Raw genomic sequence first — 21,403 nt, forward strand, 5'->3', positions numbered from 1 at the left:
GCCTCCTCGTTCCCGAGCGCGGCCTCCTGGTCTCGCCTCCGACCCCGCCCGACTACCCGAAGCGGCCCCCACGAAACCCGCCGGACCACCCTGCCGAGGGGGCGCGGAAACCCGGCCGGACCACCATGCCCAGGGGCGCGGAAAACCGGCCGGCTGCCGCGCCCTGAAGAGGTGCGGGCTTATCGATGTGCGGCTCCGCCGCGTGGGCGCGATCAACCCCACCGGCCCGCGGTCGACCACCGGCCCGCCCCGGCACTCACCGCTTCTCGTAAGGGTTCGCCGGCTCCCCGATCCGCCGCACCGACCCCGCGTCCAGCACCGGCGGCCACGCCGAGTCGGTGCCGAGCCGGCCCTCGGGGCGCCACGTCCCGGTGACCGTGACCCACGAGTCGACCGGCGGCGCCTCCCCACCCCGTACCTCCACCTTGCTGGTGGTGGCGTCGGCGGCACAGCAGGCGACCAGGAGCCGGGTGACGTACCAGCTGCCGTCGTCGCCGTGGGTGACGAACCCGGTCAGCCGGACCGTGCGCCCCGCGAGCGAGCGTCCGCTGTCGTAGACCGCCCGGGAACCGAACTCGGCGAGCGTCAGCTCCACCGGGTCCCCGGCCGGCAGCGCCGGGAAGCGCCCGACGCCCTGGGCCGCCCGCGCCGCCGCCTCGCGTTCGGCGCTGTAGGAGCCGAGGGCGGGCGGCGGGAAGAGGAGAAGGGCGAGGGCGGGCAGGGTGAGAAGCCAGGCGACGCGGGGGCTATGGTGGCCGCCGTGCTGATCGTGGGCGTGGGAATCGTCGCCGGACTCATCGTGCTCGCCGTGCTCGCGTTGCTGATCGCGGCCGGCGTGTTCGCCGTGCTCTGCGTGCTGGCCCTGCTCGGCGTGCGGTTCATGTTCCGGTCGCCCGACGACCGCCGCGGCCACCGCCAGCAGCACCAGCAGGCACCCGGACACGACCAGGTACGGCCGTAGTCCCGCCTGCACGTACCGCAGATACAGCTCGCTGAACAGCGAGACGCGCAGGATCGCCGCCCCCGTCAGAAGCAGCAGCACCGCCGGCCCGTACCGCCTCACAGCAGCCACCACCCCCCCAGCACGCTGCACACCACGGCCACCACCCACGTCGCGGACGAGAACCGCAGCGCGAAGGACCGTCCGAACGTGCCCGCCTGCAGAGCGATCAGCTTCAGGTCCACCATCGGGCCGACCACCATGAACGCCAGCCGTGCGGTCGGCGAGAAGCCGCTCAGCGAGGCGGCCACGAACGCGTCCGCCTCGCTGCACACGCACAGCACGACCGCCAGCAGCGCGAGCAGCAGTACCGACACCCACACCGACCCGGTGAAGAGATCGAGCACGGACCTCGGCACCGCGATGTTGAAGGTCGCCGCGGCCGCCGCGCCGAGGACGAGGAAGCCGCCCGCGTGCAGGAAGTCGTGCTGGAGCCCCGCGGCGAAGGCGCGCGGCCCGCCGGCCGCCGGCTCCCCGTGCCGCTTCGGCGGACGCAGCCACTCCTCGCGGCCGAACCGCGCCCACAGCCAGCCCATCACCACCGCCGTGACCAGCGAGGCGAGCAGCCGGGCGAGAACCATCCGCGGCTGCCCGGGGAAGGCGACGGAGGTGGCGACGAGCACGACCGGGTTGATGGCGGGCGCGGAGAGCAGGAACGCGAGGGCGGCGGCCGGGGCGACCCCGCGGCGCATCAGGCTCCCGGCCACCGGCACGGACGCGCACTCGCACCCGGGGAGCACGACACCGGCCGCCCCCGCGACGGGCACGGCGAGGGCCTGGTGGCGCGGCAGCAGCCGGCTGAACACCCTCTCCGGTACGAAGGCCCCGATCGCCGCCGAGACGACCGTGCCGAGCAGCAGGAAGGGCACGCCCTGCACCGCGATGGCCGTGAACACGGTCCACCAGGCGGCGACGGGCGGGGTGTACAGGTCGAGGGCGAGCAGCGGTCCGAGGACCGAGGCGACCGTGGCGATGGCGATGAGCGCGGCGCCGCCGAGCACGGCGTACACGAGCGTGCGTACGACGAGCCGCAGCCCGTCCACCACGGTCCGCTGGTTCTCCACCGTGTCCTGTCCGTCCCCACCTGTTCGAATAGCTGCGCGAAGGGTAACCGGTGGGGGCTGTGGACAGGCTGGGGTTCCTCACAGAGGAGGCTGTGCGGGGGCGGGCCCCAGGGTGGTGGTGCCCGGTGCCGTACGGTGCCCGAGCCCCGTCCGGTACGCGTCGAGCGCCGCCTCCACCCGGCCGGTGCGGCGCAGCAGGTCGCCGAGCAGCCGGCACAGGTCGGCCAGGTCGCCGGCCGCGCCCGCGCGCTCCAGCAGGCTCAGGGCGCGGACGTAGTGCTCCTCGGCGGTCTCGGTGTCCCGGGAGTCCTCGGCGATGATGCCGAGCAGACGGTGCGCGGCGGCCGCGTGCAGGGCGCCGCGCTCGGGGCTGAGGTCGCTGAGCACCGCGTGCAGCAGGGCGGCGGCCTCGTCGGACTTGCCGCGCCGGCGCAGTACGTCGGCGAGTTCGACGGCGACCTGGCTGGTGTACAGCGCGGCGCGCTGGGCGGTGAGCATCGTCTGCGCCTCGCGCATCTCCGCCTCGGCGCGCTCCAGGTCGCCGTTCTGGGCGTAGACGTAGCCGCGCATCCAGTGGCAGTTGGCGAGTTCGGTACGGATCTGCAGCCGGCGGTACAGCTCGGCGGCCTTGGCCAGCGAGGCGTCGGCCTCGGCGACGCGCCCCTCGGCGAGCAGGGTGCGGGCGACCGACCGGTGCATCCGCGCGACCAGCGCCGGGTCACCGGCCTGCGGGGCCAGCGCGAGGGCGTACTCGGCGGCCTGCGCGGCCCGAGCGTGGGCGCCCATGTCCATGTACGGGCCGATGACGCTGGCGTAGAGCAGCAGCAGGGCGTCCGGGTCGTGCAGTCCGCCCCGGTTCAGCTCGTCGAGGGAGGACTCCAGCAGGTAGACCGCGTAGCGCAGTTCACCGCTCAGATAGTGCGACACGGCCCGCCCGCGCAGGGCCGGGATCCGGGCCGGCAGCGGCGCGCCGGCCTCCGTGAGGACCTGCTCCGCCTGCTCGAAGTGATGCCGTGCGGTGGTGAGTTCACCGGCGTCGATCCCGCACTCGCCGAGCCCGAGCAGCGCCGCCGCCCGTTCCTCCGCGAACCCGTTGCCCTCCGCCTCCGCGAGCAGCGCGGTGTACTGCGCGGCCGCGGCCTCGGTGTCACCCGTGGCCAGTATCCGCTGCGCCTCGGTCAGCCTCAGCCGCAGGTCCGTGACCAGGTGCGCGGCCCGCCCGGTGGCCAGCTCCTCGAAGGCGACGCCGAGACGGTCGGCGATGTGCCGCAGCGCGTCGTCGGAGGCGCGCACCCGGCCGGCCTCCAGGGTGGAGATGTACGCGGGGGTGTAGGCCGGCTCGGCCAGCTGCTTCTGCGTCAGCCCGCGGTCGGCCCGCAGCTGCTGCACTCTGCGCCCGATCGTCCCGGGATCATCACGGTCGGACATTGTTCAACGCCCCCAACTCGCCCTGTGCCTCTTGCCGTTCGAGTCTGACAGCGCTTAGGTTAAACCGCGTATTAAACGTGGTTAACCCATGGCTGTTGCGAGGTCGCCATGCAGGAACGCACCAGCACCACCGAGCGCTACACGCGGGGCGTGGCCGCTGCGCTGGTCGCTGTGGCGACGCTGATCCTGGCGGCGAACGCGGGCCCGGCGCGGGCGGTGGATCTTCCCGGTCAGGACGCGGAGCGGCCTCAGAACTCGGCGGTGTCCAGTTCGAAACCGAGCGGATCGGGGAGCGGAACGGCGAGGCCGAGCTTGAACTTGGGGTTCTGGGTGTATTCGTCGCCGGACGGCTCGGAGTAGACGATGATCTCCGCCTTCTCGCGGTCGATCAGCAGATAGACGGGGATGCCGGCGCGGGCGTAGCCGTGGATCTTCTTCTCGCGGTCGCGCTCAGCGGTGCTCTTGGAGGTGATCTCGGCGACGAGGAGGACGGCGGACGGGTCGTGCCATTGCTCCTGATCGTCGAAGGTGCCCTTCGGGGCGATGACCAGGTCCGGCTCGACGTGACCGGTCTCGGAGCCGCCGGGGATGTTCAGGCCGATGCCCGTGTAGCGGCCCAGTCCCTTGTCGTGGTCCCGGACCTGGCCACTGACTTCCGACACGATTTCCTCATGCTCCCCGTTGGCGGGCGGCGTCACGTAGATCTCTCCTTCGATCAGCTCCACGCGCCAGCCCATCGGGACTGCCGCGCTGATGCGCTCGAAGGTCGCCTCTACGCTCGTGTGCGAGTTGTCGGGCACGTCGCTGTCCGCGTCACTGTCAGAGTCGTCGTACGGCCCATGAATGGCCTCGCCCTGATACCCCGGCATGATGATCGGCTCCGCCACCGCCATGACAGACCTCCTTCGCTCGACGCGACGCTCTCAGGGTAGACGCGGAGAGCGTACAAAGAATCGGGAGCTGTTCACTCGAACGAGCGTGCTGTTACGTTTCGGCAGCAAGCCCGCAGATGCCGGGCACCGAGAAATCGCCGCGACATCCCGCCCACCCCTTGTTACGGTCCCCCCATGCAGCGCGCCAACCCGTCTCTCACGACGACGCCGGATCCCGTCCCGGCGCCGCGCTGACCGCTGAGCGATTCCGAAGCCCCGGGGCGAGTGCCCCGGGGCTTTGTCGTGGGTGCTCGTCCCTTCATCCGAAGGACACGCCTTCATCCGAAGGATCTGAAGGAGCAGCCATGCACGACCACCGCCGCCTCGGCCGCGAACTGGACCTCTTCGACACCGATCCCCTCATGGGCGCCGGCCTGCCCTACTGGCTGCCCGACGGGGCCACCCTCCGCCACGTCCTGGAGGAGTACATCCGGGAGGTGGAGCGTGAGGCCGGCTACCGGCACGTGTACTCGCCGGTGCTCGGCAAGCGCGAGCTGTACGAGATCTCCGGGCACTGGGCGCACTACAGCGACGACATGTTCCCGCCGATGCAGCTGGGTGCCGAGCAGGTCGTGCTGCGTCCCAGCCTGTGCCCGCACCACGCGCTGATCTACCGCTCCCGGTCGCACAGCTACCGGGAACTACCCCTGCGGATGGCCGAGTTGGGCGGCATGTACCGCTCGGAGCTGTCCGGCGTTCTGGGCGGCCTCACCCGTGTGCGCGCGATCCACCTCAACGACGCCCATGTTTTCTGCACCCTGGACCAGGCGGTGGCGGAGGCCGGGGCCGCCCTGCACCTCATCGCCCGCGCTTACGCCGATCTGGGGATCAGGGCCGTTCGCCACCGTCTGTCGCTCCCCGGCGACGGCGGGAAGTACGTCGCCGACCCGGAGCTGTGGGCACGCGCGACCGCCCTGCTCCGGGAGGTTCTCGACGGCTCCGGTCTGCCGTACGAGGCCGTCGAGGGCGAGGCGGCGTTCTACGGCCCCAAGATCGACGTCCAGATCGCCGACCCGGCGGGCCGCGAGGCGACCCTGTCGACCGTTCAGATCGACTTCCACCAGCCCGAACGCTTCGACCTGCACTACATCGGGCCCGATGGCGCGAAGCACCGGCCGGTCATGGTCCACCGCAGCGTCATCGGCAGCGTGGAGCGGGCGGTGGCCCATCTGCTCGAAGAGCACGGGGGCGCGTTTCCGGCCTGGCTGGCGCCCGTGCAGCTGCTGATCCTGCCGGTGGCGGAGGCGCAGACCGAACAGGCGCGAAAAATTCTGGACCGGGCCCGCCGAATGGGTCTGCGCGCGGAACTGGCCGGTCCCGAGCAGGGCACCCTGGGCGCCCGGATCCGCGGGGCACGCCTTGTGCCGTACGTGGCGGTCATCGGTGAGCGGGAGGCGGCGTACGGCGACCTCGTGGCCGTACGGCTGCGGGACGGGCGCAGGCCGGGGGCCGTACCGGCAGGGGAGCTGATCACCCGGATCGCCGCCCGCGTGGCGGCACGCGGCGCGCAGCTGTGGGAGGCGTCGTAGAGCGAGGGACGAGGAGGGAAGACGCCGTATGGCGCCGCGCGTACGTACCCGCACGGCGGCGCCATACGACGACGCACTCCACCTGTACGACACCGTAAGGTCGCTCTCGTAGGGGCGCCACCGCACCCGTGACGAGGGGAGCCACTCGTGCCGAACGACGGCCGGCCCATTCCGGTGATCATCGACTGCGACACGGGCGTGGACGACGCCCTGGCGCTTTTGTTCGCGGTACGCCATCCGGGGCTCGACCTGCGCGCGGTCACCTGCGTGGCGGGCAACACGGACGTGGACGGCGTCGTACACAACACCCTGACCGTGCTGGAGCAGGCCGGTGCGCCCGAGATCCCCGTGGCCCGGGGCGCCGACCGCCCGCTGATCGAGTTCTCGCGCTCGGCGCGGCACGTGCACGGCGAGGACGGCATGGGCGACCTCGGCCTGCCGGTCCCGCGGCGCGCCCCCGCCGACGTGGACGCGGTGACGCTGCTGCGCCGCGAGATCCTCGCGTCGTCGCGCCCGGTCACCCTGATCCCGACGGCGCCCCTGACCAACATCGCCCTGCTGCTGCGCACGCACCCCGAGGTCACCCGCAACATCGAGCGGATCGTCTTCATGGGCGGCGCGGTGGCCTGCGGGAACGCCACGCCGGTCGCGGAGTTCAACGTGTGGCACGACCCGGAGGCGGCGGCGATCCTGCTCACGGCGGGGGTGCCGATCACCATGTACGGCCTGGACGTCTTCCAGCGGGTCGTGATCCCGGGCGCGGACGTACGGCGCCTGCGCGAGAACGTCGAACCCGGCACCCGGCTCGCCGGCGAGCTCCTCGCCCACCGTCCCTCAGCGCCGGACATCACCGCCGACCCCGAGGCGGGCGGCATCGGCGACGCGGGCGCGGTCTGCGCGGTCGTCGACCCGGCGGGCATCACCACCCGCCTCCTCCCCGTGGAGGTCTCCCTGGCCCCCGGCCCCACCCGAGGCCAGACCCTCGTAGACCGCCGCCCCCGCCCCGGCGAATCAGAACTCCACACGGGCATCCGCGAACAGTCCCTGGTGGACGTCGCGCTGGACGTGGACGTGGAACGCTTCGCGAAGTTGTACCTCACTACAGTGGAGCGTGCCTGACCAGCACGAACGAGGGAACAGCGCCCCGCTGGGCGGGATGGCCCTGTTCACCGTGCTCTTCGGCATCGGCAAGGGCTTCCCCTGGGTCTGACGGTCCGTCGGCGGTCCATCGGACGAAAAGGGGCCCGGGGATCACCCCGGGCCCCTTCGTGCGTCCTCGGTCAGGAGCGGGCCGTGCGGCGGCGCTTGGAGGCCACCACGAAGGCCGCTCCGCCCGCGACGAGGACCACCGCGCCGATCGCGATCGGGCCCGTCGCGCTGCTGCCGCCGGTCTGGGCGAGGTCGTCGTCACCGCCGTTGGGGGACGGGGCGGGGGCCGACGGGGAGTCGGAGGGCTGCGGGGACGGGGGCTCGGTCGACGGGGTGTCCGAGGCGGGCGGGGAGGTTTCCTCGGCCGGGGTCGACGGCTCGTCGGTGGCCGGCTCCGAGGGCTCGGCCGGCGGGGTCGTCGGGGGCTCCTCGGTCGCCGGAGGTTCGGTCGTGCAGTCCTTCGAGCCGCCGTTCCAGGCCGCGATCAGCTTGTCCTTGATGACCGGGCGGTCCGGCCCCTTGGGCAGGTCACCGTGCTCGAAGCCGTCGTTCGCGTCGAGCTTGCCGTCGAACTTCACCGCACCGCGGTACAGGTCGATCTGCGCGAAGCAGCCCGCGTCCGGCACGGCGATGTCGAGGCTGTCGGTGCCGCCCGGCTTGACCGTGACCGTGTCGAAGTCGACGAAGACCTGCTCGCCGGAGGTCGCGAAGGTCGCCCCGTGGGCGAGGTAGGAGGCGAGCGAGGCGGTGCAGGTCGTGGCGTCGGCGGCGGCGCGGACCGTGATGTGCGCCTTGCCGTCGTCGGTGACCTTCAGGTTCTGGTCGTCGACCTTGACCGAGTCGTAGAAGTTCGTGCCGTCCAGCGAGAACTGGCAGCGGTCGGTGGCGGTCTCGGTGCCCGCACCGGTGCCGGGCTTGTAGGTACCGCCGGACTTCCAGCCGTCACCGCCGGGCGTTCCGTGGGCCCAGGCGCCGGAGGCGGAGGCGACGGTGGCCGCGCACAGGGCGAGCGACGCGGCGCCCGTCCCCAGCAGGCGCCGCGCGATGACACGTCTCGCTATGGACATGCGTATCCCCTCATGGGGTGAGTGGTCGAAGAAAGAAACACTGGGCCCATTGGTCACATGCGCCACAGCGTGAGCACATCGTCGGGTGAGGGAACACCCCTGTCAACCTGCGGGAACACAAAGGAAGTTCAAGCCGCAATCACAATATCGTCACACGGGGAATGATCCGATCCGCTCTTCGCGGTGTTCGCTTTTCCGGCCAACTGGACAGAGTTCCCGGTGTCGCCCGTACCCGCCCCCGAGGAGACCGCGTGAGCGTCCGCACCACCACGCCCGACCTCTCGTCCAGCAACCCCGACTGGTGGCGCCAGGCCGTCATCTACCAGGTCTACCCCCGCAGTTTCGCCGACGCCGACGGCGACGGTCTCGGCGACCTGAAGGGCGTCGCCCAGCGCCTCACCCATCTGTCCGCCCTCGGCGTGGACGCCCTGTGGCTCAGCCCCTTCTACCCCTCCGAACTGGCCGACGGCGGCTACGACGTCGCCGACTACCGCGACGTCGACCCGCGCCTGGGCACCCTCGACGACTTCGACGCCCTGGTCGCCGAGGCCCACCGCCTCGGCCTGAAGGTGATCGTCGACCTGGTTCCCAACCACACCTCCCACCAGCACGTCTGGTTCCAGGAGGCACTGCGCGCCGGCCCCGGCTCAGCCGCCCGCGAACGCTACGTCTTCCGCGACGGCCGCGGCCCGCACGGCGAACTCCCGCCCAGCGACTGGCAGTCCGTCTTCGGCGGCAGTGCCTGGCGCCGCGTTCCCGACGGCCAGTGGTACCTCCATCTGTTCACCCCGCAGCAGCCCGACCTCAACTGGGCGCACGAGGAGGTCCGCGCCGACTTCCGCACCACCCTGCGCTTCTGGTGCGACCGCGGCGTCGACGGCTTCCGCGTCGACGTGGCCCACGCCCTCGCCAAGGACCTGAGCGAGCCGCTGCGCGACCTGGGCGCACCCGAGCTGAGCCGCGAGGACGCCCTCCCGGACCTGCCGCCCGGCACCCACCCCTTCTACGACCGCGACGAGGTCCACGAGATCTACCGCGACTGGCGCAAGATCCTCGACTCCTACCGCCCGCCGCGCATGGCCGTCGCCGAGGCGTGGGTCGACCCGAGCGAGCGCCGCGCGCTGTACGCCCGCCCCGACGAACTGGGCCAGGCATTCAACTTCGAATATCTGCAAGGGAGTTGGAACGCCGAGGAACTCAAGCTGATCATCACCGACTCCCTCGCCACGGCCCGCGCGGCCGGCGCCTCCGCCACCTGGGTCCTGTCCAACCACGACGTCGTACGCCACACCTCACGCCTGATGCTCCCGCCCGGCACCGACGACAACGCCTGGCTGCTGTCCGGCGGCCACGCCCCGGCCGTCGACGAGGCGGCCGGCCTGCGCCGCGCCCGCGCCGCGACCCTCCTCATGCTGGCGCTGCCCGGCTCGTCGTACATCTACCAGGGCGAGGAAATCGGCCTGCCCGAGGTCGCCGACCTGCCCTTCGAGGTCCTTCAGGACCCGATCTGGGAACAGACGGGACGGGTGCGCAAGGGCCGGGACGGCTGCCGGGTGCCGCTGCCGTGGACGACGACCGGGCCGTCGTACGGCTTCGGTGCGGGCGGGTCCTGGCTGCCGCAGCCGTCGGGATTCGCGGCGTACGCCGTCCAGGCCCAGGACGGGGTGGAGGGCTCCACCCTGGAGCTGTACCGCAGGGCCCTGCGGCTGCGCCGCAAGCTGCTGGACGGCGAGGAACTGACCTGGGCGCCCGACACCCCGCCCGGCGTCCTGCACTTCGCGCGCTCGGACGGCTGGCGCTGCGTGGCCAACCTCTCCGATGCGCCGGTGGAGTTGCCGCCGGGCGAGGTGCTCCTCACCAGCGGGCCGCTCCAGGACGGGCTGCTGGGCCCGGACACCACGGCCTGGCTGACGTAGCGCCCGTGGAGCCGGGTTCCAGGGCGTCAGCGTCACCTCCTGGAACAGGCCCGGTCGAAGTCGACCAGCCGCCCGGTAGCCCGAGGGCCCGCCCCCACGGTGGGGACGGGCCGGGTCGGTCGTACGGGGGGGGCGGGATCGCGTGGCACCGGAAGCCTTTTGGCTTGGCATCGGCTCCGTAAAGCCGTGCCCGGGCGGCTCAGCGCTCGGCGCCCTTGCGGAAGGTCGAGCGGGCCCACAGGTAGCCCGTCAGGCCGAGGCCGGCGCACCAGGCCAGGGCGATCCAGGCGTCGTTGCCGATCTCCGTGCCGAGCAGCAGGCCGCGCAGGGTCTCGTTGATGGGGGAGAAGGGCTGGTACTCGGCGAACCAGCGCAGTCCGGTGGGCATCGAGTCGGGGGTGACGAAGGCGCTGCTCAGGAAGGGCAGGTAGATCAGCGGCATCGGGGCGTTGCTCGCGGCCTCGATCGTCTTCGAGTTCAGGCCCATCGCGGCCGACAACCAGCTCAGGCCGAAGGCGAGGAACAGCAGCAGACCGAGGGCGGCGGCCCATTCGACGGCGGTGGCGTCGGGGCGGAAACCGATCGCGTACGCCACCCCGGTCACCAGGGCGAGGATGAACGCGATCTGGATCATGTTGCCCAGCACATGCCCGGTGAGCACGGAACTGCGCCAGATCGCCATCGTGCGGAAGCGGTTGATGATGCCCTCGGTCATATCGGTGCACACGGTCACCGCGACCGTGATCGTGCCGGAGGTCACCGCCATCACGATGATGCCGGGGACGAGGTAGTTGATGTAGGCATCGCGGTCGCCGACGCCGATTCCCTCGCCGATGGCGCCTCCGAAGACGTACACGAACAGCAGCAGCATCAGCACGGGCAAGGTGACGATCTGCACCGTCAGGGACGGATAGCGCAGCATGTGCCTGACGTTGCGGCGCAGCATCGTCATCGAGTCGCGGAAGGCGTAGGAGCGGGCGCGCGCCGGGGTGGTGGCGGTGGTCATCGGGGAAGTCCTTTCGGGACCGGGACGGAGCGGGACGGGACGAAGCCGGATGAAGCCGGATGAAGCCGGACGGAGCCGGACGGGACGGGCGGGGGGTTGGGCGGCGGGTCGGGCGGCGGTCAGGCGGCAGTGGTGGTGGTGCTGGTCTGGCGGGTCTCGGTCAGCGCGAGGAACACGTCGTCCAGATCGGGTGTGTGCACGGTCAGCGACTCGGCCTCGACCGCCGCGGCCTCCAGCAGGTCGAGGACCGCGCGCACGGTGGCGGGGGTGCCGTCGCCCGGGACCTGAAGTGCGAGGTTCTCGGGATCGCTCTGGGCGACCTCGAAGGCCCGGGCGGCGGCGTCGAGTTGCCGCACGTCGGCGAACCGGAGCCGGATGTGCCCGCCGGGAATGCGGCGCTTGAGCTCGTCGGCGGTGCCCTGGGCGACGAGCCGCCCGCCGTGCAGCACGGCGATACGGTCGGCGAGCTGGTCGGCCTCCTCCAGGTACTGCGTGGTGAGGAAGATCGTGATGCCCAGGTCGGCGACCAGGCCGCGGACCAGCTCCCACACGGCGCGGCGGCTGCGCGGGTCGAGACCGGTGGTCGGCTCGTCGAGGAAGATGATCCGCGGGTTGCCGACCAGGGTCATCGCGAGGTCGAGCTTGCGGCGCATACCGCCGGAGAACGTGGAGGCCTGCGTCTTCGCCTCCTGCGCCAGGTCGAAGCGCTCCAGCAGCTCGGCGGCGATCCGGCGGCCCTCGGAGCGGCTCAGATGGTGCAGGTCGGCCATCAGCAGCAGGTTCTCCTCCGCCGTCAGCAGCCCGTCGACCGCGGCGAACTGGCCGGTCACGCCGATGGACCGGCGGACGTCGTCGGCCTGCCGCACGAGCTCGTACCCGTTGACGTGGGCCGTTCCGCCGTCGGCGCCGATCAGCGTGGACAGGATCTGGACGGTGGTGGTCTTGCCGGCGCCGTTCGGGCCGAGCAGGGCGAAGACCGAGGCCTCGGGGATCCGCAGATCGATGCCGTCGAGCACCAACTTCTCCCCGTACGACTTGCGCAGGCCCTCTGCGTGGATGGCGGTCATGACTCTCCCCGGTGACTTGAACGGTGTGCAACTCGAAGACTTGAACACCGTAAAACCAGACTTGCACAGTGTGCAAGTCCTTTCGGCGAAGAACTTTTACGGTGTGCAAGTGGCGGTTACGCTGGTCCCATGGCGCGAGAGACCTTGAACCGAGAACAGATCGTCCGGGCGGCGATCGAGCTGCTGGACGCCGAGGGCATCGACGGCCTGAGCATGCGCAAGCTCGGCCAGAAGCTGGGCTCGGCGGCGACGGCGATGTACTGGCACGTCGGCAACAAGGAGAACCTGCTGGTGCTCGCGGCCGACGAGGTGTGGCGCGAGATCACCCTGCCGGACGTCCCGACGGTGGGATGGCGGACGGCGGCGCGCGAGCTGATGTACGCCGCGCGTGAGCTGTGCGACCGGCACCGCTGGCTGGTGCGCGTGATCACCACGTACGTCGGCTACAGCGACGGCATGGCCTCCTTCCAGGAGCGTGCGTACGAGACCTTCGAGGCGGCCGGGTTCCGCGACGCGGACCTCGACTGGGCCGTGAGCACCCCCTTCATGTTCGTGACGGGGCTGGCGTTCATGACCTCGACCGAGGCCGCCGAGGTCAAGGAACGAGCGTCGCGGGACGGGGCCGAGCAGCCCGAGCACGAGGCCGCGGCCGTCGCCCAGGCCCAGGCGATCGCGGCGAAGTACCCACGGCTGGCTGCCAGCGGGGAGGCGCAGGCGCGCCGGGGGCAGAGTTTCGGGGAGCAGGTGGAGGAGGTCTTCGCGTTCGGCGTGGAGACGATCCTCGACGGTCTGCAGGCGCGGTTGACGGCGCGGTCCGCCGCCGGCTGAGCGAGATCCGCGCGAGCGGCGTTCCTCGGCCACTTGCGCAAGAGGGCTGTGCACTTCTCGACAGGGCCTGGACTCGGCGGCGGAGCTGGTGCGCCGCCTGTTCGACCCCTTGATCGAGAAGGCCCGCGGCATCCGGCCTCGCGCCCGGACGGGTGGTGCTCCCCGCCCCGTCGGCCCGTACGGCCGAACAGTGCATGTCATCGCGGGGCCCGGCCGTGAGAATCGCGGGTGAGGGTGGGGTGCCGCCGACGTGTGTGAGGAGCTCCGCCGACGATGAGCCGGTCCCCCAGGTCTTGGAAGACGACGGTGCTCGGGTCGCTCGCGGTGGCGGTCGCGGTGGTCGTGCCGGGGACGGCATACGGCGGTGAGGGTCCGGGTGGGCCGAGCGGACCGGTCGGGTCGGGCGGACCGGTCGGACCGGTCGGGTCGGGCGGGCCTGGCGGGTCTGGCGGACCGGTCGGGTCGGGCGGGCCTGGCGGGTCTGGCGGGTCGGGCGGACCGGTCGGACCGGTCGGGTCGGGCGGGCCTGGCGGGTCTGGCGGGTCTGGCGGACCGGTCGGGTCGGGCGGGTCTGGCGGGCCGGGCGGACCGGTCGGGTCGGGCGGACCGGTCGGGTCGGGCGGGCCTGGCGGGTCGGGCGGGCCGGGCGGTCAGGGGCTGTGGGCGGCCTCCGCGACCATCGAACCCGGGCGGGAGGGAATCGTCGAGGTCCGGGGCCACGAGGGCGAGCCGCTCGGCGCAGGATCGGCCCTGACGCTGACCGCGCCGGCCGGCGCGCGGGTGACGGGTGCGCCGTTCTCCGGGCTCGGACACCGGGGTGCCGTGGCGCGGGGCGGGGGCAGCGGGACGTACACCTTCGACGGGACGTACACCGCCGATGGGGCGTACGCCGCCGATGGGGCGTACGCCTTCGACGGGACGGCGCCGTCCGTCGGCCCGTCCGGGTCGGTGAGGGAGCCGTCGGCCGGACCGTCCGCGTCAGGGCGGGAGGGGTCCGCCTTTCCCTTCGTCCTGTCCGTTCCCCCGGACGCCGAACCCGGCACCCGTCTCCCCGACTGCACCCTCGCCCTGAAGGACGCCGACGGCACCGTGCGTCTGCGCGGCACCTGCTCCGTGACGGTCGGACTGCCCGCCCCGACCCTCTCCCGCCCCGCGTCGGGGACCCCGCTGAGCGCGTTTCCCGAGGCGTCCGGCACGGCCTACCCGGGCGCCCAGATCACGGTCCGCGACGCGCTGGAGGCGGAGGTCTGCGCGACGACGGCACCGGACGGCACCTGGTCCTGCGTCCCCGGCCTGGCCCTTCCCGCCGGCCCGGGCCGTCTCCAGGCGACGGCCACTCTGAACGGCGTCAGCGCGACGAGCGAGCAGGTCGACATCACGGTGAGCGGGTCGGCACAGGAGCAGCACGACACGGTGTCGGACGGTGGGGGCGGGCGGCTGTAGAACGGCCTCGTGGCCCGGCCTCGTGGCGTGGCGTCGTGGCCCGGTCTCGTGGCGCGGCCTCGTTGCTCCGCTGCCCGGCGAGGGCCGTGGCCGGCTCTGCCCGGCGAGGGCCACGGTTGGCTCTGCCCCGCCGGGGCCGTGGCTAGTAGCGCACCGCCCGTTCCACCTCCGCCCGCACGTCCCCGCTCAGGTCGCGGGTGCTGCGGACGGTGGCCTTGCCGGACTTGTTCGCCGCGACGTCCGACACCGTCACCACGGACGCGTCGAGCAGATTGCCGTTCTCGTCCTTGAAGTTGACCTGGACGGCGAAGGACTTCGTCGAGTCGGTCGTGTTCTCGGCCGTGACCTCCACCGACGCACGGCCGTCCGAGTCGGTCGTGGGGTCGCCGAGCCGCACCGAGCTCTTGGCGTCGATGCCGCCCTTGATCTCGTCGAGTTGGCGGCCCGCCTCCGCCGTGGCCGAGGCGTAGGCCGATGCCGCCTTGGTGGCCACCGAGGCGGGCGTGTCGTCGTCCGAGCAGGAGGTCAGGGCCGTGACCGCCAGGATGGCGGTCACCAGGAGGGGCGTGGTCGTGCGCCGGCGGGGGCGGTGAGCGGGCATGCGGGGCTCCAAGGGTGCGTTCCAGTCCCTTCAGTGAAGATCGGCACCGCCCCCTCCGCACTCCGGACGTCACCCGATCGGCGTCTCCCCCGTGGTGGGCACCCCCTGGCCGGTCGATCGTCGTACCGACCGCAGAGCCCGACCGTGGGACACGCGAGAAGTGGGGTACGGCAGCCATGAGCCAGCAGCAGTCGCAGCCGCAGTCGCATGCCAGCGATGCCGCCCATAGCCCTCCGGGGAACCGGGCGGCCGGCGGACCCGGTGGATCCGGAGGTTCGGACACGTCCCGGGCGACCTGGCCCTCCGCCCGAGCGGGCACCACGCCGGGCACCGCACCCGGCGGCGCCCCCAGCTCCGACTGGATGACCGGCGGACTCGTCTTCGCCGGTGTGCTGATGCTGGTCAACGGGCTGCTGGCGATCCTCCAGGGCATCTCCGCCATCGCCGAGGACGACGTGTACGCCCGGATCGGAGACTATGTCTTCGAGGCCAACCTCACGGCCTGGGGCTGGATCCTGCTCAGCCTCGGCGTCCTCGCCGTCGGTGTCGGCGCCGGCATCCTCCAGGGAGCTTGGTGGGCCCGGATCACCGGTATCTTCCTGGCGTCCCTGAGTATGGTCGCCCACTTCCTGTTCCTGCCGTACACCCCGGTCTGGTCGGTGATCATGGTGGGGATCGACTTCTTCGTGATCCTCGCACTCGCCCTGGCCCCGGACGCCTCCGACCGGACTAGCGCTTCAAACCGCGGTAACGCCTCAGCAGCTCGCTGATCCTGGCCGGGTCCTTCCGGCCGTTCAGCTCGGTCAGCAGATCGTCGGGGCAGAGTTCGTAGAGGTCGCCCCAGAAACGGCGGCCGTGGTTGTCCCAGATGCGATAGCCGCCGGGCACACCCCTGGCCACGAAGCGTCGCCTGCTCAACGGCCCCCAGCCCCCTGTTCCGACATCAGTACTCAGGACGAGGACAGGGTGGCATCGGGGCATGGCCCCCGTCGCCCCCATTACGGCTACGGCCCCCCATTACGGCCACGGCTCAGGCGTGTCCTATCCCGCCGCCGCCGAAGGAGCCGCTCTTGCCGGGCAGCCAGCGTTTGCGGTGCTGGTCCTCGCTCCTTCTGCTGCCCGCATGGTGCAGGTCGTGCGGCAGCAGGCGTTCTCTGCCCTCCGCGTGCGGGACCTCGTCGGGCTCGCGCACCTCCCGGAGCTCATGGACCGGGCCGGTGTCGGGCAGATGTGTCTGTTCCTCCGGAGTGGGCCGTGGCAGCTCCCGGTCACGGACCCGCATGCCGAACTGCACGGCCCAGACCAGTGCGCCGGCGATGACCATTCCACCAACGAAGGCGGCGATCACGTTGAGTACTTCGCTCGACGTGGCCGCTAGTTCAAGCGTCGCCGTACTCATGCCCCAATTATCACCGAAACGGATGAATAAGCGCCCCGAGGAACCAAGGGTTCCGCGGCACCGGCGGGTCTGTCCGCGGGTCTACGCGCGTTCCTCCGGCTCGCCCAGCTCCTCCGGCTTCTCCGGTCCGTCCGGCTCCCCCAGCTCCGTGAACAGCGTCAGCTGCAGGGCGCCCGGTGCTTCGAGGCGTGAGTTGAGGGAGTTCCACGGCGTGCGGGTCGGCTCCGCCAGGACCTCGGCCCCGGCCGCCGCCAGCCTCGCGGTGGTCGCCGTGGAGTCGTCCACCTGGAAGGCGACCCTGATGTGGCCGGCCACCCGGCTGCCGACCTCCACCTCGTCGATGAAGTCGGCGTGCCGGGGATCGGTCAGCTCCAGGGTGGCCCGCCCCGCCTCCAGGATGGTCACCCGCCCGTCGGGCGAGGAGAACGCGGCACGCTCCGGGAGACCGAGCTCGTCCCGGTAGAAGCGCAGCGCCTCGTCGTAGTCGGCGGCGGTCACCACCAGGCGGAGCTCGTGGACGCGGGCGTGGCGTTCGGCCGGTGCTGCGGACTCGGACATGAACGGCTCCTCTTCGAGGCTTCGAGGCTTCGAGCTTCGAGGCATCGAGGCTTCGGATCTTCGACTCTTCGACGTATCGACTCTTCGACGGTCGTGCTTCGTCAACCCGACCGCGAAGGCGGATGATTCCCCCGGGGCCGTACGCCCCGCACCGCCCAGGCCCGTGCCATGAGCGGGACGGAACCGTCCGGCGCGATGGGCAGCAGCGCGTGCAGGGCGTCGCGCAGACGGTCGCGGGCGGCCGGGGTGAGCGTGGTGACGTAGCCCGGGGCGGGGCCCTGGCCGGTGAGGAAGGGGGACCACAGGTCGGTGAAGTCCGCGAAGACCGTGGGGATGTCTACCGGGATCGTCGAGACGTCGGTGAGGCCCGCGTCGGTCCACAGGCTGTGGAGAGTCTCCGGGCCCCAGCCGGGGAAGCGGCGGGCCTCGTCCAGCGCGGCGGCGGCCGGGTCGGTCGCGGCGGCGGCCGTCCAGAACGCGTGCAGGAAGCCCATGCCGTCGCCGTAGTCCCAGACGTACGCCGCGACCAGGCCACCGGGGTGGACGGCTCGCGTCAACTCCCGTACGGCGGCGGCCGGTTCGGGCAGGAAGTTGAGCGTCAGACCGCTGATCGCAACGTCGAACACACCGTCGTGGACGGGCAGCGCCAGGGCGTCCCCCACGACGAAGCGCGGTGCCTCGGCCGGTGCCGTGGTACGGGCGGCCGTCGTCACGAAAGCCTCGGAACGGTCGCACCCCAGCACCCGGCGCGGGCCGTACCGCTCCGTCACCAGCGCCGACAACGCACCCGTGCCGCAGCCCACGTCCAGCCAGCGCAGGCCGGCCGGGCGGTCGAGCCAGGTCAGGAAGTCCCGTGCGACGGTACGGCTCCACCGGCCCATGTACCGCTCGTAGGCGGCTCCCGACGACCACACGTCGAAGCGCTGCTCTGCCATGCCCGTAACGATCCTCCGTGCCGCCGGGGACCGAAACCTCCGTAGGACGCGACAGCTACCAAAGAGGCACCGCGAGCGACGATCGGCCGACGCGCGCGGCCCCGCCCCCGCCCGACCATGGACACGACCGGCGAACGGGAGGAGCGGGAACATGGCGTACCTGCGGGTCGGGGCGGTCGTGTCGGTGATGGCGGTGGCGCTGTCCGTTGGGACCTGGGCGGCCCCGCCCGCGGTGCCGGCGCAGAACACCCGGCCGGACGCGCGGCAGCTGTACGTGGCGACCTGGGGGAACGACCGATGGCCGGGCACCTACGAGCGTCCGTTCGCGACACCGGCGCGTGCCCAGCAGGCGGTGCGGGCCGGCACGGCCACGATGACCTCGGACATCGTGGTGAACCTGCGCGGCGGGACGTACCGGCTGACCGCTCCGCTGCGCATGTCGGAGGCGGCCGGCGACTCCGGCCGGGGCGGTCACCGGGTGGTCTACCAGGCGTACGGCCACGGCACCGCGCGGCAGGAACCGGTGACCCTCAGCGGTGGCCGGGAGATCGGGGGCTGGCGGCCCGATCCGCGGCGGCGGGGCGTGTGGCGGGCGGACGTCGGCGCGCTGGAGACCCGGCAGCTGTACGTGGCGGGCCGGCGCGCCGACCGGGCGAGTCTCGGCGACGGGATCCCCGGCAGACTCAAGGTGACCGGCACCGGCCTCACCACCACCAGCGCCGTCCCCCGCACCTGGCGGACGCCCCGCGACATGGAGCTGCGGTTCCGCTTCGACTACCTGGAGGGCCGCTGCGGCATCGCGGACATCTCGCGCGGCCCCGGCGGCGGATCGACGATCACCATGGACCAGCCGTGCTGGCGGATGGCCCGCGAACTGTACGGGCCGGAGCTGCTCGCCCTGCCGTCCGACGTCGAGAACTCCCCCGGCTTCCTGGACCGGCGCGGGAGCTGGTACCTCGACCGCTCCCGTCCCGGTCACCACCGGCTGCTGTACCGGCCGAGGACGGGTGAGGACATGCGGCGCACGGACGTGACGGCGCCGGTGCTCCGGACACTGGTCGGCGGGAGCGGCAGCGCGGGCCGGCCGGTGCACGACATCGCCTTCAAGGGGCTGACGTTCGCGCACGCCGGCTGGACGGCGCCCAGCGAGCCCGCCGGATTCGCCGCCGCGTGGAGCATGTATCTGCGGCCGGGGGAGGGTGACGAGCCCAGGCTGCTCACCGTGCCCGGGAACGTCGCCTTCCACGGCGCCGAACGCATCACCTTCCAGGGCAACCGGTTCGTCCATCTCGGCGCCCAGGGGCTGCGGTTCTCCGGGTACAGCGCGCACAACACGGTGGACGGCAACCTCTTCACCGACATCTCCGACGGCGGCATCGCGCTCGGCGTCCTGCCGCCCCACACCAAGGGCACCAGCCGCGGCAACCGCGTCAGCAACAACTGGATCCACCACACCGGGGCCGACTACAGCGCCTCCTCCGGTATCTGGGACGGCGGCAGCCGGCGGACGACCATCGCGCACAACCAGGTCGACCATCTGCCCTACAGCGGCATCCTCTCCGGCCCCGCCGAGGACGTGCGCGGTCTGATGAGCGGCAACCGCATCGTCGGCAACAGGGTGTTCGCGACCAACCGGCTCCTTGCCGACGGCGGTGGCGTCTATCTGCGCGGCGAGCAGGGCACGTCGTACGCGGACGGCGCGCTGGTCAGCGCAAACGCGGTCTCGGACAGTGCCTGGGGCATCTGGAACGTCGGCATCTACACCGACGACAGCAGCCGGTGGATGACCGTGCGCGACAACGCCGTGCACGGCTACCGGGCCTCGATCGGCGGGTGCAGCGAGGACTGGGGCGGCCGGCCCGTGCGCGACGTCCGCTTCCACGGCAACTTCTGGGACGACACCGTCCCCGACTGGCTGCCGCGCCGCGACTACCCCGGCGGCTGGCCGCCCGCACCGGACTGCGGCGACCCGAAGAACCTGGAGTTCAGGGGCAACACCCTGCTGCGCCCGGCCGGCCCCGCCGCGGACTGCGCGGCGCGTCCGGCGTGCGCGGCGATCGTGGACCGGGCGGGCCCTGGGGAGCCGTACCGGCGGTCGCTGGGGCTGGAGTGAGGGGGCGGCGGCCCGGGACGGGGGTCCGGGCCGCCGCCCGGCGGGGCGTCAGCCCCCGGTCTTGCCGAGCAGCTTGTTCATCTCCTTGATCTCGGCCGTCTGGGCGGTGACGACGGCGTCCGCCAGCTCGGTCGCCGGGCCGTAGCGGCCCTCGGCCTTCTCGGTCCCGGCCATCTCCACGGCGCCCTCGTGGTGTTCGACCATGAGGGTGAGGAACAGGGAGTCGAAGGCATTGCCGGACGCCTTCATGAGCCCGTCCATGTCCTTCGCGTCCATCATCCCGGCCATCCCGGAGCCACCGGAATGACCGGAGCCATCGGAGCCACCGGAATGACCGGAGCCATCGGAGCCACCGGAGTGACCTGAGCCACCGGAGTGGTCCATGCCGGGCGCGGCCGAAGGCACGTCCTCACCCCAGGACTTCAGCCAGCCGGACATGGTCCGGATCTCCGGGTCCTGGGCCGTGCGGATCCGCTCGGCGAGGTCCTTGACCTCGGCGGACGAGGCGCGGTCGGCGGCCATCTCCGCCATCTGCACCGCCTGCTGGTGGTGCGGGATCATGCCCTGCGCGAAGGTGACGTCCTGGTCGTTGTGCGCGTCGGCGCTCGCGGAGGACGAGGCGGGCGCGTCGGCCGCGGCGTCCGAGCCGCCGTCGCCGTCGCCGCCGCACGCGGCGAGGACGAGGGCCGCTGTGACGGCCGTCGCGGCCAGGGCGGTCCGCCGGACGAGCCTCCGGGTCGTCCGGGTCGTGCTGTTTGTGCGCGTCGTACGCGTCGTACGCGTCGTACGCGTCGTGCTGTTCGTGCGGTTGGTGCTGGTCATGCTGAGGACTCCTGCGGTGTGCGGGGGATGCCGCGCCCTCGCGGGGGCGTGGCACGGACATGGCTGAGCGCCGTGCGCCCCGTCAGTGGCGGGGGACGGCTCGGCCTTGTCCTACGTCCGCAGGATCTGCAGTTCGGCCAGTGAGGGAGGCGCGCGTTCGCCGTCCGGCACCGCGGCCGGGGAGCGGCGGTCGAGGGCGCCCGTGACGCCGGCCCCGGCCGGGTCGGGCACCAGGGCCGGGAGCGCGGGGCCGGTGCCGACGGCACCGGAGGCGCAGGTCGGGTCGGCGTGCTGGGCGTGTCCGCCGCTCGTGCCGTCGCCGTGGCAGACGGCCTCGTCGGTCATGGCCGTCGTGGGGCCGCTCATGGCGAGGGCGTGCCCGTGCCCCGGTGCGGAGTGCGCCGCGACCACGTCGCCGGGTCCGAGTCCGTGCATCCCGAACAAACCGGCGAGCAGCCCGAGCAGCAGAAGCATGCGCCACGGTCCCGGGATCGGGAGCCGCGGCGCACGGTGGTGCGGTGCACGGGCTGTCACGCCCTCATCGTA

21 protein-coding genes are annotated in these 21,403 nt (G+C 72.3%); 7 read left to right on the forward strand and 14 right to left on the reverse strand.

Annotated features, from left to right (window positions below; genetic code table 11):
- Positions 1-256: 256 nt before the first annotated feature.
- The 4 genes from ACFPQ9_RS35930 to ACFPQ9_RS35945 all read right to left on the reverse strand — a co-directional run bounded on the left by ACFPQ9_RS35930 (position 257) and on the right by ACFPQ9_RS35945 (position 4,385).
- Positions 257-1,063: a TIGR03943 family putative permease subunit gene (locus ACFPQ9_RS35930; RefSeq protein ID WP_380862817.1), complete on the reverse strand. Its 807-nt coding sequence runs from the start codon at positions 1,061-1,063 to the stop codon at positions 257-259.
- The gene (locus ACFPQ9_RS35935) at positions 1,060-2,064 is read right to left on the reverse strand and encodes a permease (protein WP_380862819.1); all 1,005 of its coding nucleotides are present in this window, start codon (positions 2,062-2,064) and stop codon (positions 1,060-1,062) included. Before ACFPQ9_RS35935 ends, ACFPQ9_RS35930 begins: the two co-directional genes overlap by 4 nt.
- A gap of 78 nt (positions 2,065-2,142) precedes the next feature.
- Positions 2,143-3,492: a tetratricopeptide repeat protein gene (locus ACFPQ9_RS35940; RefSeq protein ID WP_380862821.1), complete on the reverse strand. Its 1,350-nt coding sequence runs from the start codon at positions 3,490-3,492 to the stop codon at positions 2,143-2,145.
- A gap of 248 nt (positions 3,493-3,740) precedes the next feature.
- Entirely contained in the window at positions 3,741-4,385 is a 645-nt protein-coding gene (locus ACFPQ9_RS35945; RefSeq protein ID WP_380862823.1) for a Uma2 family endonuclease, read from the reverse strand.
- Positions 4,386-4,615: 230 nt separating this feature from the next.
- On the opposite strand from ACFPQ9_RS35945, the gene thrS reads away from it, so the two are divergent.
- Both thrS and ACFPQ9_RS35955 read left to right on the forward strand, forming a co-directional pair.
- A complete protein-coding gene (gene thrS, locus ACFPQ9_RS35950) occupies positions 4,616-5,953 on the forward strand; it encodes a threonine--tRNA ligase (RefSeq protein WP_380862939.1) in 1,338 nt (445 codons plus the stop codon).
- A gap of 147 nt (positions 5,954-6,100) precedes the next feature.
- Positions 6,101-7,072: a nucleoside hydrolase gene (locus tag ACFPQ9_RS35955; protein ID WP_380862825.1), complete on the forward strand. Its 972-nt coding sequence runs from the start codon at positions 6,101-6,103 to the stop codon at positions 7,070-7,072.
- 161 nt (positions 7,073-7,233) lie between these two features.
- Here the strand turns inward: ACFPQ9_RS35955 and ACFPQ9_RS35960 are convergent, their stop codons facing one another.
- A complete protein-coding gene (locus ACFPQ9_RS35960; RefSeq protein WP_380862827.1) occupies positions 7,234-8,169 on the reverse strand; it encodes an LAETG motif-containing sortase-dependent surface protein in 936 nt (311 codons plus the stop codon).
- A 251-nt stretch (positions 8,170-8,420) separates the two neighbouring features.
- Here ACFPQ9_RS35960 and ACFPQ9_RS35965 point away from each other — a divergent pair, with 251 nt between their 5' ends.
- A complete protein-coding gene (locus ACFPQ9_RS35965) occupies positions 8,421-10,085 on the forward strand; it encodes a glycoside hydrolase family 13 protein (RefSeq protein ID WP_380862829.1) in 1,665 nt (554 codons plus the stop codon).
- A gap of 199 nt (positions 10,086-10,284) precedes the next feature.
- Here the strand turns inward: ACFPQ9_RS35965 and ACFPQ9_RS35970 are convergent, their stop codons facing one another.
- Positions 10,285-11,091 carry an ABC transporter permease gene (locus ACFPQ9_RS35970; RefSeq protein ID WP_380862831.1) on the reverse strand — a complete coding sequence of 269 codons (807 nt, stop codon included), beginning with the start codon at positions 11,089-11,091 and terminating at the stop codon, positions 10,285-10,287.
- 119 nt (positions 11,092-11,210) lie between these two features.
- Positions 11,211-12,158, reverse strand: coding sequence for an ATP-binding cassette domain-containing protein (locus tag ACFPQ9_RS35975; protein WP_380862833.1), 948 nt, complete (start codon positions 12,156-12,158; stop codon positions 11,211-11,213).
- A 129-nt stretch (positions 12,159-12,287) separates the two neighbouring features.
- On the opposite strand from ACFPQ9_RS35975, the gene ACFPQ9_RS35980 reads away from it, so the two are divergent.
- Together ACFPQ9_RS35980 and ACFPQ9_RS35985 are read left to right on the forward strand one after the other, a co-directional pair.
- On the forward strand, positions 12,288-12,986 hold the full coding sequence (locus ACFPQ9_RS35980) for a TetR/AcrR family transcriptional regulator C-terminal domain-containing protein (protein ID WP_380862835.1): 699 nt from the start codon (positions 12,288-12,290) through the stop codon (positions 12,984-12,986).
- An 822-nt stretch (positions 12,987-13,808) separates the two neighbouring features.
- Positions 13,809-14,429, forward strand: coding sequence for a hypothetical protein (locus tag ACFPQ9_RS35985; RefSeq protein ID WP_380862837.1), 621 nt, complete (start codon positions 13,809-13,811; stop codon positions 14,427-14,429).
- A gap of 142 nt (positions 14,430-14,571) precedes the next feature.
- Here the strand turns inward: ACFPQ9_RS35985 and ACFPQ9_RS35990 are convergent, their stop codons facing one another.
- Positions 14,572-15,030: an FxLYD domain-containing protein gene (locus tag ACFPQ9_RS35990; RefSeq protein WP_380862839.1), complete on the reverse strand. Its 459-nt coding sequence runs from the start codon at positions 15,028-15,030 to the stop codon at positions 14,572-14,574.
- A 176-nt stretch (positions 15,031-15,206) separates the two neighbouring features.
- Between ACFPQ9_RS35990 and ACFPQ9_RS35995 the strand changes: the two genes are divergently transcribed.
- Complete coding sequence (locus ACFPQ9_RS35995) at positions 15,207-15,800, forward strand: DUF7144 family membrane protein (protein ID WP_380862841.1); 594 nt, start codon at positions 15,207-15,209, stop codon at positions 15,798-15,800.
- On the opposite strand, the gene ACFPQ9_RS36000 is transcribed toward ACFPQ9_RS35995, so the two are convergent.
- The 4 genes from ACFPQ9_RS36000 to ACFPQ9_RS36015 form a co-directional block, all read right to left on the reverse strand.
- A complete protein-coding gene (locus ACFPQ9_RS36000; protein ID WP_380862843.1) occupies positions 15,760-15,948 on the reverse strand; it encodes a hypothetical protein in 189 nt (62 codons plus the stop codon). The genes ACFPQ9_RS35995 and ACFPQ9_RS36000 overlap by 41 nt on opposite strands.
- A 112-nt stretch (positions 15,949-16,060) precedes the next feature.
- A complete protein-coding gene (locus ACFPQ9_RS36005; RefSeq protein ID WP_380862845.1) occupies positions 16,061-16,429 on the reverse strand; it encodes a DUF6479 family protein in 369 nt (122 codons plus the stop codon).
- Positions 16,430-16,510: 81 nt separating this feature from the next.
- Entirely contained in the window at positions 16,511-16,987 is a 477-nt protein-coding gene (locus ACFPQ9_RS36010; protein ID WP_380862847.1) for a VOC family protein, read from the reverse strand.
- A gap of 101 nt (positions 16,988-17,088) precedes the next feature.
- Entirely contained in the window at positions 17,089-17,922 is an 834-nt protein-coding gene (locus ACFPQ9_RS36015; protein WP_380862849.1) for a class I SAM-dependent methyltransferase, read from the reverse strand.
- Between the two features lie 151 nt (positions 17,923-18,073).
- On the opposite strand from ACFPQ9_RS36015, the gene ACFPQ9_RS36020 reads away from it, so the two are divergent.
- Positions 18,074-20,035 (forward strand): right-handed parallel beta-helix repeat-containing protein, encoded by a 1,962-nt coding sequence (locus ACFPQ9_RS36020; protein WP_380862851.1) that lies wholly within the window; start codon positions 18,074-18,076, stop codon positions 20,033-20,035.
- A 48-nt stretch (positions 20,036-20,083) separates the two neighbouring features.
- Here the strand turns inward: ACFPQ9_RS36020 and ACFPQ9_RS36025 are convergent, their stop codons facing one another.
- Together ACFPQ9_RS36025 and ACFPQ9_RS36030 are read right to left on the reverse strand one after the other, a co-directional pair.
- A complete protein-coding gene (locus ACFPQ9_RS36025) occupies positions 20,084-20,857 on the reverse strand; it encodes a DUF305 domain-containing protein (protein ID WP_380862853.1) in 774 nt (257 codons plus the stop codon).
- 111 nt (positions 20,858-20,968) lie between these two features.
- Entirely contained in the window at positions 20,969-21,391 is a 423-nt protein-coding gene (locus ACFPQ9_RS36030) for a DUF6153 family protein (RefSeq protein WP_380862855.1), read from the reverse strand.
- Positions 21,392-21,403: the final 12 nt, after the last annotated feature.

This window comes from Streptomyces coerulescens (assembly GCF_042657965.1).
Taxonomy (GTDB): domain Bacteria; phylum Actinomycetota; class Actinomycetes; order Streptomycetales; family Streptomycetaceae; genus Streptomyces; species Streptomyces coerulescens.

Excerpts from the sequence above, each read along its gene's own strand:
- ACFPQ9_RS36010 (WP_380862847.1), bottom strand. The coding sequence starts at position 16,987 with ATGTCCGAGTCCGCAGCACCGGCCGAACGCCACGCCCGCGTCCACGAG.
- ACFPQ9_RS36020 (WP_380862851.1), top strand. The coding sequence starts at position 18,074 with ATGGCGTACCTGCGGGTCGGGGCGGTCGTGTCGGTGATGGCGGTGGCG.
- ACFPQ9_RS36025 (WP_380862853.1), bottom strand. The coding sequence starts at position 20,857 with ATGACCAGCACCAACCGCACGAACAGCACGACGCGTACGACGCGTACG.
- ACFPQ9_RS35960 (WP_380862827.1), bottom strand. The coding sequence starts at position 8,169 with ATGTCCATAGCGAGACGTGTCATCGCGCGGCGCCTGCTGGGGACGGGC.
- ACFPQ9_RS35945 (WP_380862823.1), bottom strand. The coding sequence starts at position 4,385 with ATGGCGGTGGCGGAGCCGATCATCATGCCGGGGTATCAGGGCGAGGCC.
- ACFPQ9_RS35975 (WP_380862833.1), bottom strand. The coding sequence starts at position 12,158 with ATGACCGCCATCCACGCAGAGGGCCTGCGCAAGTCGTACGGGGAGAAG.
- ACFPQ9_RS35970 (WP_380862831.1), bottom strand. The coding sequence starts at position 11,091 with ATGACCACCGCCACCACCCCGGCGCGCGCCCGCTCCTACGCCTTCCGC.
- ACFPQ9_RS36015 (WP_380862849.1), bottom strand. The coding sequence starts at position 17,922 with ATGGCAGAGCAGCGCTTCGACGTGTGGTCGTCGGGAGCCGCCTACGAG.
- ACFPQ9_RS36005 (WP_380862845.1), bottom strand. The coding sequence starts at position 16,429 with ATGAGTACGGCGACGCTTGAACTAGCGGCCACGTCGAGCGAAGTACTC.
- ACFPQ9_RS35940 (WP_380862821.1), bottom strand. The coding sequence starts at position 3,492 with ATGTCCGACCGTGATGATCCCGGGACGATCGGGCGCAGAGTGCAGCAG.
- ACFPQ9_RS35995 (WP_380862841.1), top strand. The coding sequence starts at position 15,207 with ATGAGCCAGCAGCAGTCGCAGCCGCAGTCGCATGCCAGCGATGCCGCC.
- ACFPQ9_RS35980 (WP_380862835.1), top strand. The coding sequence starts at position 12,288 with ATGGCGCGAGAGACCTTGAACCGAGAACAGATCGTCCGGGCGGCGATC.
- ACFPQ9_RS35990 (WP_380862839.1), bottom strand. The coding sequence starts at position 15,030 with ATGCCCGCTCACCGCCCCCGCCGGCGCACGACCACGCCCCTCCTGGTG.